16 protein-coding genes and 1 pseudogene are annotated in these 17,120 nt (G+C 46.3%); 8 read left to right on the top strand and 9 right to left on the bottom strand.

Annotated features, from left to right (window positions below; all coding sequences use genetic code 11):
• Window positions 1–4: 4 nt before the first annotated feature.
• The 4 genes from BSQ33_RS14710 to nagE form a co-directional block, all read right to left on the bottom strand.
• A complete protein-coding gene (locus BSQ33_RS14710; protein ID WP_088134411.1) occupies window positions 5–676 on the bottom strand; it encodes a TRAP transporter small permease in 672 nt (223 codons plus the stop codon).
• Window positions 677–758: 82 nt separating this feature from the next.
• Window positions 759–1,763, bottom strand: a complete 1,005-nt coding sequence (locus BSQ33_RS14705; protein WP_021020065.1) for a TRAP transporter substrate-binding protein — start codon at window positions 1,761–1,763, stop codon at window positions 759–761.
• Window positions 1,764–2,094: 331 nt separating this feature from the next.
• Window positions 2,095–3,579 carry a protein adenylyltransferase SelO gene (locus tag BSQ33_RS14700; protein ID WP_088134410.1) on the bottom strand — a complete coding sequence of 495 codons (1,485 nt, stop codon included), beginning with the start codon at window positions 3,577–3,579 and terminating at the stop codon, window positions 2,095–2,097.
• A gap of 214 nt (window positions 3,580–3,793) precedes the next feature.
• The gene (gene nagE / locus BSQ33_RS14695; protein ID WP_088134409.1) at window positions 3,794–5,290 is read right to left on the bottom strand and encodes an N-acetylglucosamine-specific PTS transporter subunit IIBC; all 1,497 of its coding nucleotides are present in this window, start codon (window positions 5,288–5,290) and stop codon (window positions 3,794–3,796) included.
• Window positions 5,291–5,576: 286 nt separating this feature from the next.
• Between nagE and nagB the strand changes: the two genes are divergently transcribed.
• The 7 genes and pseudogenes from nagB (at window position 5,577) to BSQ33_RS22245 (ending at window position 11,289) form a co-directional block, all read left to right on the top strand.
• Window positions 5,577–6,389, top strand: a complete 813-nt coding sequence (gene nagB, locus BSQ33_RS14690; protein ID WP_088134408.1) for a glucosamine-6-phosphate deaminase — start codon at window positions 5,577–5,579, stop codon at window positions 6,387–6,389.
• The gene (gene nagA / locus BSQ33_RS14685; RefSeq protein ID WP_088134407.1) at window positions 6,390–7,541 is read left to right on the top strand and encodes an N-acetylglucosamine-6-phosphate deacetylase; all 1,152 of its coding nucleotides are present in this window, start codon (window positions 6,390–6,392) and stop codon (window positions 7,539–7,541) included. It begins immediately after the preceding gene.
• Window positions 7,542–8,753, top strand: coding sequence for an ROK family protein (locus BSQ33_RS14680; RefSeq protein WP_021020059.1), 1,212 nt, complete (start codon window positions 7,542–7,544; stop codon window positions 8,751–8,753).
• A 152-nt stretch (window positions 8,754–8,905) separates the two neighbouring features.
• Window positions 8,906–9,526: an esterase/lipase family protein gene (locus BSQ33_RS14675; protein WP_027694155.1), complete on the top strand. Its 621-nt coding sequence runs from the start codon at window positions 8,906–8,908 to the stop codon at window positions 9,524–9,526.
• Window positions 9,501–10,085, top strand: coding sequence for an alpha-ketoglutarate-dependent dioxygenase AlkB family protein (locus tag BSQ33_RS14670; protein ID WP_157721406.1), 585 nt, complete (start codon window positions 9,501–9,503; stop codon window positions 10,083–10,085). Before BSQ33_RS14675 ends, BSQ33_RS14670 begins: the two co-directional genes overlap by 26 nt.
• Before the next feature lie 94 nt (window positions 10,086–10,179).
• A pseudogene (locus BSQ33_RS22250) lies at window positions 10,180–10,710 on the top strand (bifunctional transcriptional activator/DNA repair enzyme AdaA); the annotation flags it as partial.
• A 39-nt stretch (window positions 10,711–10,749) separates the two neighbouring features.
• Window positions 10,750–11,289 carry a methylated-DNA--[protein]-cysteine S-methyltransferase gene (locus tag BSQ33_RS22245; protein ID WP_420070635.1) on the top strand — a complete coding sequence of 180 codons (540 nt, stop codon included), beginning with the start codon at window positions 10,750–10,752 and terminating at the stop codon, window positions 11,287–11,289.
• Window positions 11,290–11,394: 105 nt separating this feature from the next.
• On the opposite strand, the gene BSQ33_RS14660 is transcribed toward BSQ33_RS22245, so the two are convergent.
• Entirely contained in the window at window positions 11,395–12,189 is a 795-nt protein-coding gene (locus BSQ33_RS14660; protein ID WP_088134603.1) for a transporter substrate-binding domain-containing protein, read from the bottom strand.
• A gap of 401 nt (window positions 12,190–12,590) precedes the next feature.
• Here BSQ33_RS14660 and BSQ33_RS14655 point away from each other — a divergent pair, with 401 nt between their 5' ends.
• Window positions 12,591–14,537 (top strand): HAMP domain-containing methyl-accepting chemotaxis protein, encoded by a 1,947-nt coding sequence (locus tag BSQ33_RS14655; RefSeq protein ID WP_088134404.1) that lies wholly within the window; start codon window positions 12,591–12,593, stop codon window positions 14,535–14,537.
• Window positions 14,538–14,686: 149 nt separating this feature from the next.
• Here BSQ33_RS14655 and BSQ33_RS14650 read toward each other — a convergent pair whose 3' ends face one another.
• From BSQ33_RS14650 to BSQ33_RS14635, 4 genes are all read right to left on the bottom strand, one after another.
• The gene (locus BSQ33_RS14650) at window positions 14,687–15,301 is read right to left on the bottom strand and encodes a glutathione S-transferase family protein (protein ID WP_088134403.1); all 615 of its coding nucleotides are present in this window, start codon (window positions 15,299–15,301) and stop codon (window positions 14,687–14,689) included.
• Between the two features lie 24 nt (window positions 15,302–15,325).
• On the bottom strand, window positions 15,326–16,090 hold the full coding sequence (locus BSQ33_RS14645; protein ID WP_088134402.1) for a metallophosphoesterase family protein: 765 nt from the start codon (window positions 16,088–16,090) through the stop codon (window positions 15,326–15,328).
• 75 nt (window positions 16,091–16,165) lie between these two features.
• Entirely contained in the window at window positions 16,166–16,642 is a 477-nt protein-coding gene (locus BSQ33_RS14640; protein WP_088134401.1) for a GNAT family N-acetyltransferase, read from the bottom strand.
• Window positions 16,643–16,685: 43 nt separating this feature from the next.
• Window positions 16,686–17,105, bottom strand: coding sequence for an ABZJ_00895 family protein (locus BSQ33_RS14635; RefSeq protein WP_141650680.1), 420 nt, complete (start codon window positions 17,103–17,105; stop codon window positions 16,686–16,688).
• Between the last annotated feature and the right edge of the window lie 15 nt (window positions 17,106–17,120).

The following is a 17,120-nucleotide window of genomic DNA, read 5'->3' as shown; positions in this document are numbered from 1 at the left end:
AAGATTACTCCTTCCGATCCGATGACTGCGTCGATTTTTCAGAATCCACATCAGCGCTTTGCTGCAATTCTGCTTTGAGAGTTTCCAGATCATCTTCCCCTTCATGTGAAGCAATCAAACGATCAATTTTGCCCGTCAAAATCTGGTAAGCGGCTTGCACGAATCGCAATGTTAATAGCCCCATCCCGATAGGCAGCGCCATGTACGGAATAAATCGTGGTAGTTTCTCGTAAGCTTCCCCTTCATTGAGCCAATCGGCTAAAAACTGGAGAAACCCCGGCATCGGAATATCATCGGTTTCATACCAAGCCCGTTCGGCAACAAACGGATGCCAATAATTCCATGACCCAATTAACAGCAGGATGGCAAAGCTCAAACAGGCAATTGCGGACATCACGGCGAAGGTTCTCTTTAACCCTGCCGGTGCAATATTGATGATCACATCAACACCAATGTGAAAGTGCTTTTTTACCCCATAAGAAGCACCGACCAGTACCATCCAGGCAAACATAAAGACCGTCAGTTCAAGGGCCCACAATATGTTGTCATTAAAGATATAGCGACATATGACATTGATAAACGTCAGTAATGTCATCGTTCCTAAAAAGAATGCGATCAAAAATTCTTCAACCGAATCTGTAAAACGACCGACTTTAGAAAAGAAAGAATGTTCCATAACTATCTTCGCTCTCATTGTTATCATCAAGGTGCCCCACGCTTGTGTTGTGGGGCACATGTTTATAGCGTGACTACGACAGTTACTTCTGATTTGCTGCGAGTGCGTCTTCGATCAGATCATGACCGATATTTTTCTCGAACTTTTTCCAGACAGGTTTCAACGCATCAACCCACTGTTCACGCTGAGCTGGGGTCAGTGTCCGCACAACACCACCGGCATCGATGATGTTCTGACGGTTGGTCAGGTTGACTTTCGTTGACTCTGCATTTCGGGTTGCTGTGACTTCCTTGAGAATCTGTGCAAACTGATTCCGCACATCATCAGGAAGGTTGTCCCAGAATTTCGTGGATGTCACAACGAGGTAATCCAGGATGCCGTGGTTGGTTTCAGTAATACCATCTTGTACTTCGAAGAATTTCTTACCGTAAATGTTGGACCAGGTATTTTCCTGACCATCGATAACCCCGGTCTGTAAACCACCGTATACTTCTTTGAACGACATTTTCTGTGGATTAGCACCCAGCTGTTCAAATTGAGCAACCAACACATCTGAAGCCTGAACACGGAATTTCAGCCCTTTCGCATCTTTTGGATAAATCAGCGGCTTGTTGGCCGACAACTGTTTCATCCCATTATGCCAAAACGCCAGCCCCTGTAATCCACGGCGCTTCATCGCATTTTTCAGCTTATCTCCGGCAGCAGAATTCTGAAAACGGTCAACTGCTGCAACGTCGTCAAACAAAAATGGCAGATCGAAAATACGGTATTTTTTGGTGAATTTTTCAAACTTGGAAAGAGAAGGAGCTGCGAGTTGAACATCGCCATTTAAAAGGGCTTCCAAGACTTTGTTATCATCATACAGGGTGGAGTTTGGAAAAACTTCCATACAAACTTTGCCATCCATCTCTTGATTGACTCGCTTGGCAAGCAAAGCCGCAGCAATCCCTTTCGGGTGTTTGTCTGTATTGGTGACATGGCTGAATTTAATCACGGTTTCACCCGGATCACAGCCTTCGGAAGCAGCGGCATTGAAGCTGGTCGCAGCGAGTATCGATACAGTCAGTAATGTGAAAGGCTTGAACATCTTTTTCTCCTTGTTATCGAAACAGAACACCTGCTTGGTATTCACGTTATTGACAACAAGGCAATTAATAAGCCAACTATCAGAAACAAATGAAACAAATTAATAACAACAGCAACTTAAGATCAACACTATTGAAAAATCGCACAACATCGACATGTCACTTCAGTCAAGAATGGGTGGGAATCCCTCCATCCCAAACGCATCAATGGGTCATAAATGACACATCGAGGTCAAGCAGAAGTGGGCGTTATCCCGCGGATAACGGGATAACGAATAGATGTTACTGGCCAATCAATCCTTGTTGACCACCATGAACAGGTCGATAGCCGTATTATGATGAACAACTGATTTCGAGACATTTTCCCCATGCGGGGGGTAACTCCGCATAATGTTCATGCTGCGGCAGCTCATCATAAGGAGCCCTTAACACCGAAATCAATTGCTCTAACGGTTGAAAATCACCTTGTTCTGCGGCATCAATCACTTGCTGGGCAAGATAGTTACGAAGAATATATTTGGGATTCACCTGACGCATCAACTGGCAACGCTGGGCAACAGTCCGCACCTGCCCCGTCGAATCAGTTTCTTGTTCACAACGTGCAAGGTACTGTTGTAGCCACTGCTGTGCCGCCGCTTGGTTCTCAAATAGTGTGGTGACACATTCAGATGGTTGTTGCTCCAAAGATGAGAGTCGCCGGAAAAACAGCGTATAGTCAACCCGGTTTTCTGCCATGAGTTTGAGCAGTGCATCACACAGATCACTGTCTCCGTCCCGGCGCTGTTGTAATCCAAGTTTGCTACGCATCAAGCGGCTATATTCCTGATTGAGTTGCACGGTATACGTCTGCAACGCAGCTTCCAGTTCATCTTTCTCAACCAATGGCGTCAATGCCTGCGCCAGTGCAGTCAGGTTCCACCAACCAATTCCCGGTTGCATATCAAATGCATAACGCCCCTGATAATCGGAATGATTACAGATAAAATGGGGATCATAATCATCCAGAAACGCAAATGGCCCGTAATCAAAAGTCTGGCCGAGAATCGACATGTTATCGGTATTCATCACCCCGTGTGCAAAGCCGTAAGCTTGCCAGAAAGCGATCATCTCGGCAGTCCGTTTAACGATCTGCTCGAACATCGCCAGATAGACCTGCTCCCGCGGTGCGTCTGATGAAGATTCAAGTTCCGGGAAATGCCACTCAATGACTTTGTCTGCCAACAAGCGCAAGTCATCATACTGCTCGGTATAGAAAAAGTGTTCAAAATGGCCGAAGCGAATATGGGTTTCTGCCAGACGAATCAGCAAAGCCCCCTGCTCAACCCGTTCTCGATACACCGGTGTATCGCTGACCATCATCCCCAGCGCCCGGGTTGTTTGATTCCCCAGCGCAGCCATTGCTTCACTACAAAGATATTCACGAATCGTAGAACGTAATACAGCCCGGCCATCCCCCATCCGCGAGTAAGGTGTTTGACCCGCGCCTTTAAGATGAACATCAAACCAACGCCCTTGCTGATCCGCAATCGCTCCGAATAACAATCCTCGCCCATCCCCCAATGCCGGGTTATAGACACCAAACTGATGCCCCGCATACTTCATTGCCAGTGGTTGGAAATAATCCGGCATCGAGCCTGCGGAAAAGATCTGTTGCCAGATATCATCAGGCGTCTCATCCAGACCAAAACTGGCAGCTAAAGGGGCATTCCAGGTCACCCAGCGCGGATTATCCACCGGGGTCGGCATCACCCGAGTGTAAAAGCTTTGCGGCAGTGCTGCATAACGGTGGCTAATCGGTAATTGTTGCCAAAGAGACATAAGGTGTTCCCGTTTCAATCTATCTCTGTCAACCTTACCAATTACCTGACTGGTTTGCTAGGTTATTTCATGCATTGCGCGTGTACAGGTCACCCCATCGGCCGATTCATTCGGCATAAAAAAGAGCGTGCAAAATTGCACGCTCTTTTGATTGCTCTCAGCTTAACACCATCGCTATCAGGTATTGGCACTGAGTCAGAATATCAGTGATATTCTATTCGGTATCACCTTTCATCGCATTGGCGACCAATTCAGCCTTCGCGCCTAACACAACCTGCAAATCGGTTCGGTTCAGTTTGACGATACCACTGGCACCCAGTGCTTTAATTTTGACTTCATCAATCTGCGCCATGTCGTTCACAGAAAGGCGTAAACGCGTAATACATGCATCAATTTGCTTCAGGTTATCCTTGCCACCCAAGGCTTGGAGATATTCATCAGCCAATGTCTGAATATTTTCAGACACCCCGGACTGACGGACTGGCCCTTCTTCTTTTTCTCGGCCCGGAGTCGGAATATCAAACCAACGAATAGCAAAGTAAAAGATACAGAAATAAATCACACTGAAGCACAACCCGACCACCAACAAGAGTCCGGGTTTCGTTGCCAGCCCCCAGTTGATCACAAAGTCAAACAGACCAGCGGAGAAACCGAAACCATCGAGAATTCCCAGATAGTTGGTCACAACAAGTGAGATCCCGGTGAGTATCGCATGAATGATATACAGTACCGGAGCGAGGAACATAAACAGGAATTCAAGCGGCTCAGTCACCCCGGTTAAAAATGCGGTTAACCCCACAGACAGCAAAATCCCGCCCACTTGCGGACGACGACTTTTCGGTGCAGCCATGTACATCGCAAACGCAGCACCGGGCAGACCAAACATCATGATTGGGAAGTAGCCGGCCATAAATACCCCGGCCGATGGATCACCGGCAAAGAAACGATTGAGATCGCCACGCGTGGTTTCAGCCGCAATACTCTGAATCACACTACCGTCAATGGTTGAAATCGCACCGCCAACACTCAGTGTTTTTGCCACTTCAGGTGCAAGACATAAGTTGTGCAGTCCACCAGCCAACTCGTAAGTGACTTTGGTACATTCACCCAATCCGAACCAGAAAATGGAGTTCAAAACATGATGTAATCCGACCGGGATCAGAGCACGGTTTAATGTCCCATAAACAAATTCACCCCATGCACCAGAATGCGCCACAGTATGACCAAACGTATCAATACCATTTTGAATTGCAGGCCAAACCACACCGCTGATACCTGCCAAAACAAGTGTAATCAGACCTGTCATAATCGGTACTAATCGCTTCCCACCGAAAAAAGCAAGATACGCTGGCAAGTTGGTTTGATGAAAACGGTTATACGCATGACCGGCAACTACCCCAGCCACGATACCGCCAAAGAAAGACATATTGATATCAGCATTGATGGTTTTAGCGGCTTCCGTCAGGACCAAATACCCAACGGCCCCGGCTAAACCGGCTGCACCGGCATCTCCGCGAGACAATCCAACCGCAATCCCAATCGCAAACAGCAAAGGTAATTGACCAAAAATTGCGCCCCCAGCCTGAGCCATAAAAGCAATATTCAGCATATCCGGTTGTCCGAGCCTTAATAGAATTGCGGCCACCGGTAAGATAGCAATCGGCAACATAATTGCCTTGCCAAGTTTTTGTAGATACCCCAGTACGTTCATTGCACCCTCCATCACATGATTCGTACATTACACACACATCTTAATTCATCCAGTAAACTAAGACCTAATATATATGTCACATAATTGATAATTTTGTAAAGCAATACGACATTTTATTTGCACAAACAGAAAAGTTTATTCAATATATGAATTAAGTTCACTTTACTTTGATCATCTCAGATGGTGATTTCCCGAGGTTGTGCACGGTCAGGACCGATGTAATGAACCAGCGAACACACCATCACTATAGTGAATCAAAGTGTCAGTATGATGCATGGAGAGAAAAATGCGTTTATTACCTTTAAAAGATAAGCAACAAGTTGGTCAATGGACCGCACACTACATCGCTGAAAAAATCAAAGCGTTTCAACCAACCGCTGAGCGGCCTTTTGTGTTAGGCTTGCCCACCGGCAGTACGCCACTCACAACCTATCACGCTCTGATCCAGCTGTATCAGGCGGGTGACGTCAGTTTTGAACATGTCGTGACTTTCAATATGGATGAATATGTCGGACTTTCGCCAGAACATCCTCAAAGTTATCATTACTTTATGTTTGAAAACTTTTTCAATCATGTGGATATCCAAAAGAAAAATATTCACATTTTAAATGGCATGGCACCTGATTTAGAGGCAGAATGTCAGGCCTATGAAGCGACGATTAAGCAGTTCGGCGGTATTCATCTCTTCTTTGGCGGTGTTGGGAGTGACGGACATATTGCATTTAATGAGCCTGCCTCGTCTCTGGCATCCAGAACCCGAATCAAGACCCTGACTCAAGAAACGCTCATTGATAATGCCCGTTTCTTCGAAAACGATATCAATCAGGTACCGAAGATGGCGCTTACCGTCGGAGTCGGCACATTATTGGATGCCAAAGAAGTTTTGATTCTTGCCACAGGCCCGAACAAAGCATTGGCCGTACAGGCTGGTGTCGAAGGCGCAGTCAATCATTTGTGGACCATCTCTGCTTTGCAGATGCATCCCCGGAGTATTCTGATCTGTGATGAGCCAGCTGCGATGGAGCTGAAAGTCAAAACATTACGTTATTTTCAGCAACTTGAAGCGGCTGAGATTGAGCAATTTGGAGGAAAAAAGTAAATGTTCGCACTATGTCACGGTGAGATTCTGACAGGCGATGAAAAGTTACTGGATACGGCGGTTGTTATCAGCAAAGGGAAAATTCACGCTTTAGTCCCGATGTCAGAACTGTCTGAAGATATCCCTCGTTTCGATTTGCATGGCCATATCTTGTCTCCCGGTTTTATCGATTTGCAGTTGAACGGCTGCGGTGGCGTCATGTTCAATAGCGCCCCGACGGTGGAAACGCTCGAACACATGCATCTCACCAATCTGAAGACCGGTACAACCAGCTTTCTGCCGACTTTAATCAGTGACAGTGACAATGTGATTCGTCAAGCCGTTGAGACAACACGCCAGTATATGACCCAATATCAACACCAGGTGTTGGGGATGCATCTTGAAGGGCCTTACACGAACCCTGTGCGTAAAGGCATTCATCCGCTCCAGCAACTGCGCCAGCCCGACAATGACATGATCAACTGGTTGGCTGAGCAAGCGCCATGGCTAAAAAAAGTCACACTCGCACCAGAGATGAATCACAGCGAACACCTGAGACAACTGCACAAAGCAGGAATTGTCGTCAGTGTTGGTCATACGGCAGCAACCTATGATCAAGCCAGTCAAGCGTTTGAACAGGGCGCGAGTTTTGCAACGCATCTGTATAATGCCATGACCTCAATGGAGAACGGCCGTTCTCCCGGTGTCGTCGGTGCCGTCTTTGATCGCAATGATGTGTATGCCGGTATTATCGCTGATGGTTACCATGTCCATTGGGCAAACATCCGCACCGCCAAGAAAGTCATGGGTGAGCGGCTTTGTCTGGTAACGGATGCAACCGCCGCTGCAACGCCGCCGACAGGGATGACAGAGTTTGATTTTTGTGGCACCCCTGTGTTTATCCGTGATGGCCAGTGTGTCGATCAGGATGGCACACTGGGTGGCTCAGCACTCACGATGAATGAAGGGGTTCGTCTACTGATTGAACAGGCCGAAATTCCACAGGAAGAAGCGTTCCGAATGGCAACGCTCTACCCGGCCCGAGCGATCAAAATGGATCACCTGCTTGGTGCGATTCGTCCCGGCATGATTGCCAACCTGACCATTCTTGATCCCGCTTATCAGGTCATCAATACGCTGGTCAATGGCGAGTGGACAAAGGACATGCCCTAAATGGTCAAACGTAGCAGACAAGTGACAAATCACGAGCAACTCAAACAGGTCAATGCGGCACTGGTCTATCAGCTGATCGACCAAGAAGGGCCGATTTCCCGCGTCCGAATTGCTCAACAGAGTGCACTGGCGCCTGCCAGTGTCACCAATATCACGCGTCAGCTACTGTCCCACAATCTTATTACTGAGGTTGAACAACAAGCTTCAACCGGTGGGCGTCCGGCAATCTCGCTGACCACCAATCAGCGAGATTTCTACTTTATATCCTGTCGGTTGGGCCGGGATATGATTCAGGCAAGTCTGATGGACTTATCCGGTCAGGTTCATCATGTTCAGCAAACACCGATTGAGTCTCACGATACACAAGGTATCGTTGACACGCTCCGCCATGAGATCTGTCAAATCCAAACTCGGTATGCGACATATCGTCTGATTGCCATTGCAGTGACCATGGCGGGTTTGGTCGATCCAACCTCAGGGATGATCCATTATTCTCCCAACCATAAAATTGCCGGCCTTAAGTTATCCTCAGCACTTGAAGATCTGGCATTACCCATCTATATCGGTAATGACATTCGAGCCCGGGCACTCTCGGAATACTATCTGGGAAAAGCGAAACACTGCCATGACTTCATCCTGATCAGTATTCATCATGGCGTCGGTGCCGGGATTATCACCGACGGGCAATTACTTTTGGGCAAACACCGCCCGATTGGCGAGATTGGGCATATTCAGATCGATCCATTCGGACAACGCTGCCACTGTGGCAGCTTTGGTTGTCTTGAGACGGTCGTTTCGAATCAAGCGCTGCTCAAGCAAACACAAACGCTACTACAACGCGGTCATCAAAGTGTCTTGACTGCGGACAATCTCACCATCGAACGCCTCTGCCACGCCGCGATTCAGGGCGATGGCGTCGCAACACATATTATCGAGCAAGCCGCCCAATATCTCGGTCGCGTGTTGGGGATGCTGGTGAATGTATTCAATCCGGAAAAAATTCTGTTTGCCGGAGAGATGATTCAGACCGCCCCGATACTATTTCCCCTACTGTTGGAACAAATTCAGCGACAGACTCTTCCCAGCTTTGCCGGGGATTTACGCCTTGAACAAGCCCGTTTTCAACAACAGGACACGATTGGGGGCTATGCATTAATGAAGCGGGCACTCCACGAAAATAACCTGCTTCAACACATCATGGCAGATGCATAACACGTTATACTAACGATTGAATGCAACAGGAACTGATACAATTCAGAACGACTGGGTATGATATTCAACACCATTGAAATCAACATTGCATATCATCCGATTGTTCCATACGATGCAGTTCAGTCTTTAGGAAATCTGACATGAAAGACTCTATGAAAATCATCCTCCTCCATGGCCTGTATATGCATGGCATCGCGCTGCAACCGCTGCGACAACAATTAAATCAGCTCGGTTATACCACGGAAGTTCTCAGCTACAATACCGTTGCTATCGATGATGAAAAGCTATTTAGTCACATCGATGCAGCACTCGATGAAGCCCAGACCAATATTCTGGTCGGCCATAGCCTCGGGGGGTTGATGATCAAAAACTATCTTGCCTCCCGTCAACCACCCCCGACTCAAATTTCTCATGTCGTGACACTTGGTTCTCCCCTTCAGGGCGCTTCGATTATTAACAAGATTCAGGCGATGGGATTCGGTATGATCCTCGGTAATGCCCCCCATCATGGGTTGCAGCAACACCAAGACGAATGGCGCTTTCCCCAGAAACTCGGCAGCATCGCTGGCAACCTAGCTTTTGGGATTCGGCCAATGCTATTCGGCAATGACACAGCATCGGATGGCACGATTACTGTGGAAGAAACCAAAATCGCTGGTATGACCGATCATCTTGAAATTGGTTATGCACATACAACGATGCTGTATTCACAAACACTTGCCTCACAAATCAATGAATTTATCCGCCATGATCGTTTCCAACCAGAATCCTGAAATCATTGCGTTGCAGGATGGCAGACTGCGCTATATTGATCGGTTCCTCACAGAGACGGATGCACTGTCACACACACTAAAAAGTTCACTGAACTGGTATCAGGGCGATGTCTACTTATTTGGTCGCCATTACCAAACGCCCAGACTTCAGTGTTGGTACGGTGATAAAGCCTATACGTATTCTCAAGTTCGCTTACCGCCAACCCCATGGCCACCGTTACTCAACCAACTCAAAACCATTGTAGAAGCGGCTTCAGAGCATTCATTTAACTCCGTGCTGGGGAACTGGTATCAACACGGACAACACAATATGGGGATGCACGCTGATAATGAACCCGAATTAGGCAAGAACCCCGTTGTCGCAATGCTTACCTTCGGCACAGCCAGACCCTTACAATTCAGACACCGGAACGGTGAAGACCGGTTCACCATCACGCCCACAGATGGTTCACTGCTGGTCATGGAAGGGCCAATTCAGCACTACTGGCGACATGGAATCAACAAAAGTAAAAAGGTTACCGGGCAGCGGATTAGTCTGACGTTTCGTCAGATCTTATAGACAGCGATGCAAAGACGGGACAGAAACGGTCAACAACCAGAAGCCGGCGAAAAAATAGTTGTCAATTTATTGGTTGTCACCCAACTTTTTCTGCATGTATCGTATGGTCATTCAGTACGACAGAAGAATGTTTCCCATGCAGAAAGCTGGACAACCGATTACCAATCCGCAACAGATCAATCGTTATTATCAAGCGCTGGTGGAAAAAGATCCGAGTTATGTCGGGACTTTTTATGCCGGTGTCAAAACCACATCCATCTTCTGCATTGCCACATGCCGAGCCAGAAAACCGAAAAAAGAAAACGTTGATTTTTATCCCACATTAAAAGCGGCACTGGATGCGGGTTTTCGTCCCTGCAAAATTTGTAAACCGACAGAAAATGCCAGTGAAGCACCCTCACCCGTTGCTCAGGCTATAGCATTGGTTCGCCAACACCCGAAAGAAAAAATCTCTGACAGTTGTCTGCGACAACACCAGATACAACCGGAAATGGTGCGCCGCTGGTTTAAAAAATACTATGGCATCACTTTTCACACCTTCCAGCGAATGTATCGCATCAATAATGCGCTGGTCGAGCTCAAAGAAGGAAAGAAACTCATGGACACAGCCTACGACATGGGATATGAATCCTTGAGTGGATTCGGATATACGTTTAAGAAAGTTATGGGAAAATCACCAAACCAAAGTGCCAACAGTCAAGTCATCTTGATCAACCGCTTTACCACACCATTAGGCCCGATGTTCGTCTGTGCAACCGATGAAGGCATCTGTTTACTGGAGTTTGTCGAACGGCTCATGCTGGAAACCGAATTCCGGGATTTACAGCGCTTGCTGAAAGCCACCATCATCAATGGCGAAAATGAGCATATTCGTCAGGCTAAACAAGAGATGACCGAGTATTTTGCCGGGACACGCAAACAATTTAACGTGAGCATTCACTCACCGGGAACCCCATTCCAGAAACAGGTGTGGCAAGCTCTACAGCAGATAGAATATGGTTCGACAGCGTCTTACCAACAGCAAGCGGAAGCGATTCATAAACCCACCGCAGTCCGAGCAGTTGCTTCAGCCAACGGGCATAACCGCATTGCCATTATCATTCCGTGCCATCGCGTCATTGGCAAGAATGGCAAACTGGTCGGTTATGCCGGAGGGCTGGAACGCAAACGCTGGCTACTTGAACATGAAAAAGCCAACTGCTGATTCAAGATACTGATTCGCAGCACAACTGACTAACAGCAAAATTGATGGATAAAAAAACACCGAAGTAATCGGTGTTTTTATCAAGTATTTACTGACAGCATTCAATCACTGGATGCTTTTCATCCATCTGTCAGATTGAAACCATTTGGCGTAAATCCGCTCATAAGTCCCGTCACCCCGGATCTGTTTTAAATAATTATTCAGGAAGTTAACAAATTCAGCGTCACCCTGACGCACTGCCCAGCCCAGAGGTTCGAAAGTGAATGCATCATCAAGATGAACGACCTGTTTGGGATGCTGTGCAGCATACATTGCGTTATAAGGTAAATCGTAGACAAAAGCATCGGCCCGGCCATTAGCAACCTGCAACACTGCATCGGCTGAGGTGTCATAAAGATCAACGTTTGCTTTTGACAAATACTTCTTCGCAGCCTGAGCACCGGTTGTTCCCATCTGGGTTGTGACGGTATATTTGGCGTCATTCAAATCACGATAACTGTGAATCTTTCCTGCCAGCTTCGGTGACAGTAAAACCGTCTGTCCAATCTGCATATAAGCATCGGCAAAGGACACTTTCAGATTGCGTTTCGGCGTCACCGTCATCCCTCCGATAAAATCACACTTGCCAGTCTGTAATGCCGGAATAATCCCATCCCATGCAGTATTAACCGGCACAAATTTAACATTGATCGAATGGGCCATATGCTTCGCAATATCAATATCAAACCCGATAAACCGCCCATCTTTACTGGTCATCTCAAATGGTACATACCCAGCTTCAAAACAAAATTTCAACTCACCTGATTTTAAAATACCCTCAATCGTGGAGGTGGTTGCGAATACCGTCGTAGCAGAGAAAGCAGCTGTACCAATGACCAAACCGGTCAATAACCGACGCATACCTTTTTTCACTCGATGAATTGTCATGATGAATCATTCCGTAACTTGTTGTGTTTGAAGTGATATTATTCTTTAAATCAATAGTAAACATCATACCATCAGGCTATTCTTGTCGTCATGTCATAGATATGATGAGCCTCGCATCATCAGCGAAAAACGTCACAATTTCAATCTATTATCATTATATCTTATGCTCAAATATTGCCGCCTCGATACGCATGGCCGCTCTTTTCCAAATTTTCAGTCCAACTCATTTCACTACTCTGACGAGTTACCAATAGTCTATAATTTGTGTACTACTCTGATATCATGAGCACTGCATTTTGTCGCTCTCTGGCACGTATTTCATTGCCAAAATAACGTCAAAAATAATTATCAAAACAGATGAATAGGTGAAAAATATGTTTAGGGATTTAAGGCTAGGTTTGAAAATTGGCTCAGGGTTCGCTGTCGTACTGATTTTACTATCGATTGTTTTAGGGGCGAGTATCTTCGCATTACAATCAGTGAGTGACGGGATCAATAAATACAGAAACTTAGCCAGGGAGACAAACCTTTCAAGCCGATTACAAACGAACATGCTGATGGTTCGCATGAATGTCAAAGATTTTCTGATCACCAGAAACACTGACGACATCACAAGCTATCAAAAATATCTTGCCAAGATGAAAGATTTTTTGAATGAGGCAAAACAGTCTGTTCACTCACCGGAAAGAAAAGACCTGATTGATCAAGTGGGTCAGTCCATTAACACTTACAATACGACCTTTAATCAAGTTGTTGAATTAGTCAGACAACGTAATGGACTTGAAGAACAACTCGGTACCTATGGTCAAACAATGCGCGAGTCTATTGCCCAAATCATCAACTCAGCCTATCAAGAAGGCAATGCTGCACTCACCTATAATGCGAGTCAAGCGCAGCGAGCAATGCTCGTTGGACGTCTGTTCGTCGTCAAATATCTTCAGAGCAGTGAAGAGAAAGATTTCGCCACCGCGATCACCAATATGGATCAAGGACTACAGGATGAACTGTCGACCCTGAAGCAAGATCTGCAAGGAACATCGCAGCAAACACGACTCAACACGTTCCTGAAAGCACATCAAGACTATCTGAAAGATATGCGTGATATCAACAATCTGATCTCACAAACCAATCGGATGATTACCAACACACTGGATGAACTCGGTCCTCAGATTGCGACTGATGTTGAGAAAGTCACACAGTTAGTGATGCAAGAGCAGGATACGCTTGGTCCCCAGTTAAAAGACAGTACCAACAGAAGTATCGAAATCACTATACTTCTGTCCGTGCTGGCCATTTTGTTAGGGATTGCCGCCTCCTACTTACTGACTCTTGTTATTACCAAACCGGTTCATAAAGCCGTGCAAGCAGCCAACCAACTGGCAGAAGGTGATCTAACCGTTGATGTCGGCAAAACCAGTAAAGACGAAACCGGGTTACTACTTGCTGCCATTCAAAATACGGCGGTCAACCTGAAACAGATGATTACCACTATTTCAGGTGCCAGTACCGAACTTGCCTCGGCATCCACTGAGCTGGCAACCGTCACCGAACAAAGCAGTCAGAGTATTATCAGGCAAGAATCAGAAACGGAAATGGTTGCAACTGCCATGAATGAGATGACCGTGACCGTTCATGATGTTGCCAACAGCGCATCTCAGGCAGCCAGTGCGGCAGATCAAGCCAATCAGGAGGCTGAATCAGGCGCAGGTGTTGTGAAGCGAACTATCGCGGCTATCCATTCGCTCTCGGAAAGTGTTACCCAGTCTTCGGAAAAACTCAGCGAAGTAGAGCAAGAAGTCCACAATATCAGTACCATTCTGGACGTCATCAGAGGGATTGCCGAACAAACCAACCTTCTTGCGCTGAACGCAGCAATAGAAGCAGCCCGAGCCGGAGAACAAGGCCGGGGATTCGCAGTCGTTGCCGACGAAGTTCGCTCGCTGGCATCCAGAACGCAGGATTCTACCCAAGAGATCCAGAACATTATTGAACAGCTCCAACAAGGGACACAGAGCACCGTCAACGCCATGGATCAAGGGAAAAAACAAGCGATGTCATGTGTTGAACAGGCCGATGAAACCAATGAAACGTTACAAACCATTATTCATGCCATTGGCGTCATCAATGACATGAACATGCAAATTGCCAGCGCTTCTGAGCAACAGAGCACCGTTGCTGAAAGTATCAACGAAAACATCGTCAATGTGCGTCAAATCGCTGAAGAAAATGCAGTTGCCTCAGATGAAACCCGTCAATCCAGTGGGGAAATTGCACGACTGGCGGAACAACTGAATCAACTGGTTACCCGCTTCAAAATTTAATTGAGCATTCATGCGCCATAATGATAAAGGGAGACATCATGTGTCTCCCTTTATTGATGCCATCCCATTGTCTGTTCCGCCCACGGCCTGTTCCCGTCCACATCGGATACCATCGGCACCATCACACCCCGCATCACACCCTGATAGCGTCATTCATGAGACTTATCTTCTGGTGGCTCAGCCTCCGCTACCCGAGCATTACTGCGAATAAACATGAGATGCTGATGATAAAATGCGTCTTCAGCAGCACCATGTTGTCGTGCTTTTTTATAAATTGACGCGACAAAGATATCCGCAAGACTGAAATTGTGACCAATAACATACCCCGAGTCGTGACAAATCGACGAACTTAACTTACCGAGACAATGCATAATCCACTCACCCCGCAATTGCCGTTTCGAACTTTCATCAAGCTCAGGGCGAAAAAATTTAAGTACCGTTTTGTTTTGAGGTGAATGAATACTGCCATTTACATATTCACAAACCCGACGGATATGCGTCTTTTCATTGAGATTGTTACCGAGTAAAGGAATATCGGTAAACCGCTCTTCAAGATACTCGGCAATCGCCATTGATTCAGAAAACACCAAGCCATCTACCGATAGTGACGGCACATAACCAAACGGATTCACTGTGAGATAAGTCGACCCCAACTCTTGTGAACTCACTTCAATCCTTTGATAAGGAATCCGCTTAAAGTTAAGTACCCACTGCACTCTTTCCGAACAATTGGAACCCTTAGCGCTATACAGTAAAACATCCATATTCTCTCCTGAAAACACTAATTATCAGCATCGTCCGGTGCGTAAACATTGAACCCAGTCTGTGCGACCCCGTTGCTGAGCCGCATCGATAGCTTGCGACACATCGTAACTAACCCGATGAAACGCAATATCCCACTCATCACCACATTTTGTCTCACCGCCAACATGTTTGGACAAGATGACATAGGATGCTTGAGACGAATAGTTTTGCATGGCATGTACCACAGGCGCTTCATCGCGATACGCTTGCAATCCGACGCTACCGGGATTAATCACCATTTGACCGGTCGATAGTTCAACACATCTTGGCATATGGGTATGACCACAAAGAATCATTGGGGATGAGATGCCCCCCAATAATGCTATGATTTCCTGATCCGCCCTGACTTCAGGTTTCCCTGATTCAATATTGTCTAATAAATAAACCAGATCGCTCGTTGGCGTCCCATGACACGCATAAATGTCATTGGTGATCTGTAAATCAAATGGTAACTGTTTCATCCATTCCAGCGGGGCTTGACCCAACTCATCGAGTATGAATGCCATGGTGGGATTTGATTCAATTTCTTCTGGAGTGGCCTGATAGATCTGTCGATCCTGATTCCCCGATATGGTTATCGCATCCAACGTTAACAAATATTGATAAGTCTCTTTGGGCGCAATCGGTCCATACAAAATATCCCCAAGATTGATAAACTGGGTCACGCCCTGTGATTTGGCATGATTAACCACCGCGTCAAGGGCAAAAACATTGCTATGAATATCAGATAACACTGCAAATTTTGTCACTAAATTTCCTTGTGTTTATTGCGACCGATTCAGTTGATGGTCAGATAAGGCGCTCGAAACCGATCCGATACATCATCATGATTCATCAACCCTGTCCAATGCCATCGGAATATCCACCATCCCGTTTCTATTCCTGATCCCATCAATCCGTTTAAAACCAAAACGTAAATAGACACTTTCTGCGTTCACCGCAGAATTCACCGTAAAATATCCCCGATTACCGTTGTCGAGCGATGCTTGTTTGACCACATGCCATAACTGACGCGAAAGCCCCTGACCTTGATGGTTATCATCGACAAAGAGATGATACAGGTGTGAATGATCCCGGATGCCGGCCACACCAACCACATCGTCATTCCGATTAACCGCAACAACATAGAAATAATTAGCAGACAAATAAGTCTCCATGTTCGCCTCCGACATCGAATCCAACAAAATATGCCGGACAGATGCGTCAAAAGTTGGGCAAACATACTTTTCTGTTAACGGTACAATCAACTCACTAATGGCCTTCGCATCACTGATGGCTGCTTTTCTGATCTTGATACTCATGTCCTCAACTAACGTCAATGCAGTTCATCAGCACAATGAACGATCATGACGCTTGTTCATGGTTTGCCAGCTTAGGATTCTGTTTAAGCATCATCTTTTTGACGCCAAAATTGACTGCGAGAAAAAGCAAGAAATGCAATGGAATAGTGATCAATAAACCAACCCATAAAAAATTAAGGGGAATATGATTGGCCAACATCGTTGGCGTACCTAATAAGATCGTCGTCATTACATCGCCAAGCAGGGCCAGTAAAATCAAATGCCACTTCTCTTGTTTCTCAATGATACGTTGGTTCTTATTGGTATAGCTGTAGAAAACCCAATACGAGATACCGAGCAATATCGGTGTATTCAAATTGCTCGCATTCGCCATCCCCAGAAGACTCGCTGATACACCCGCGATCGCCATAATCACGAGATAGGCGGCCGTAAAACGGATAAAAAATCCTACTTTTGTCATCATCTTTCCTTCAATATG

This window comes from Vibrio gazogenes, assembly GCF_002196515.1.
GTDB lineage: Bacteria > Pseudomonadota > Gammaproteobacteria > Enterobacterales > Vibrionaceae > Vibrio > Vibrio gazogenes_A.
Note: the sequence above shows the minus strand (reverse complement) of the source record. Positions and strands in the feature narration are given on the sequence as shown.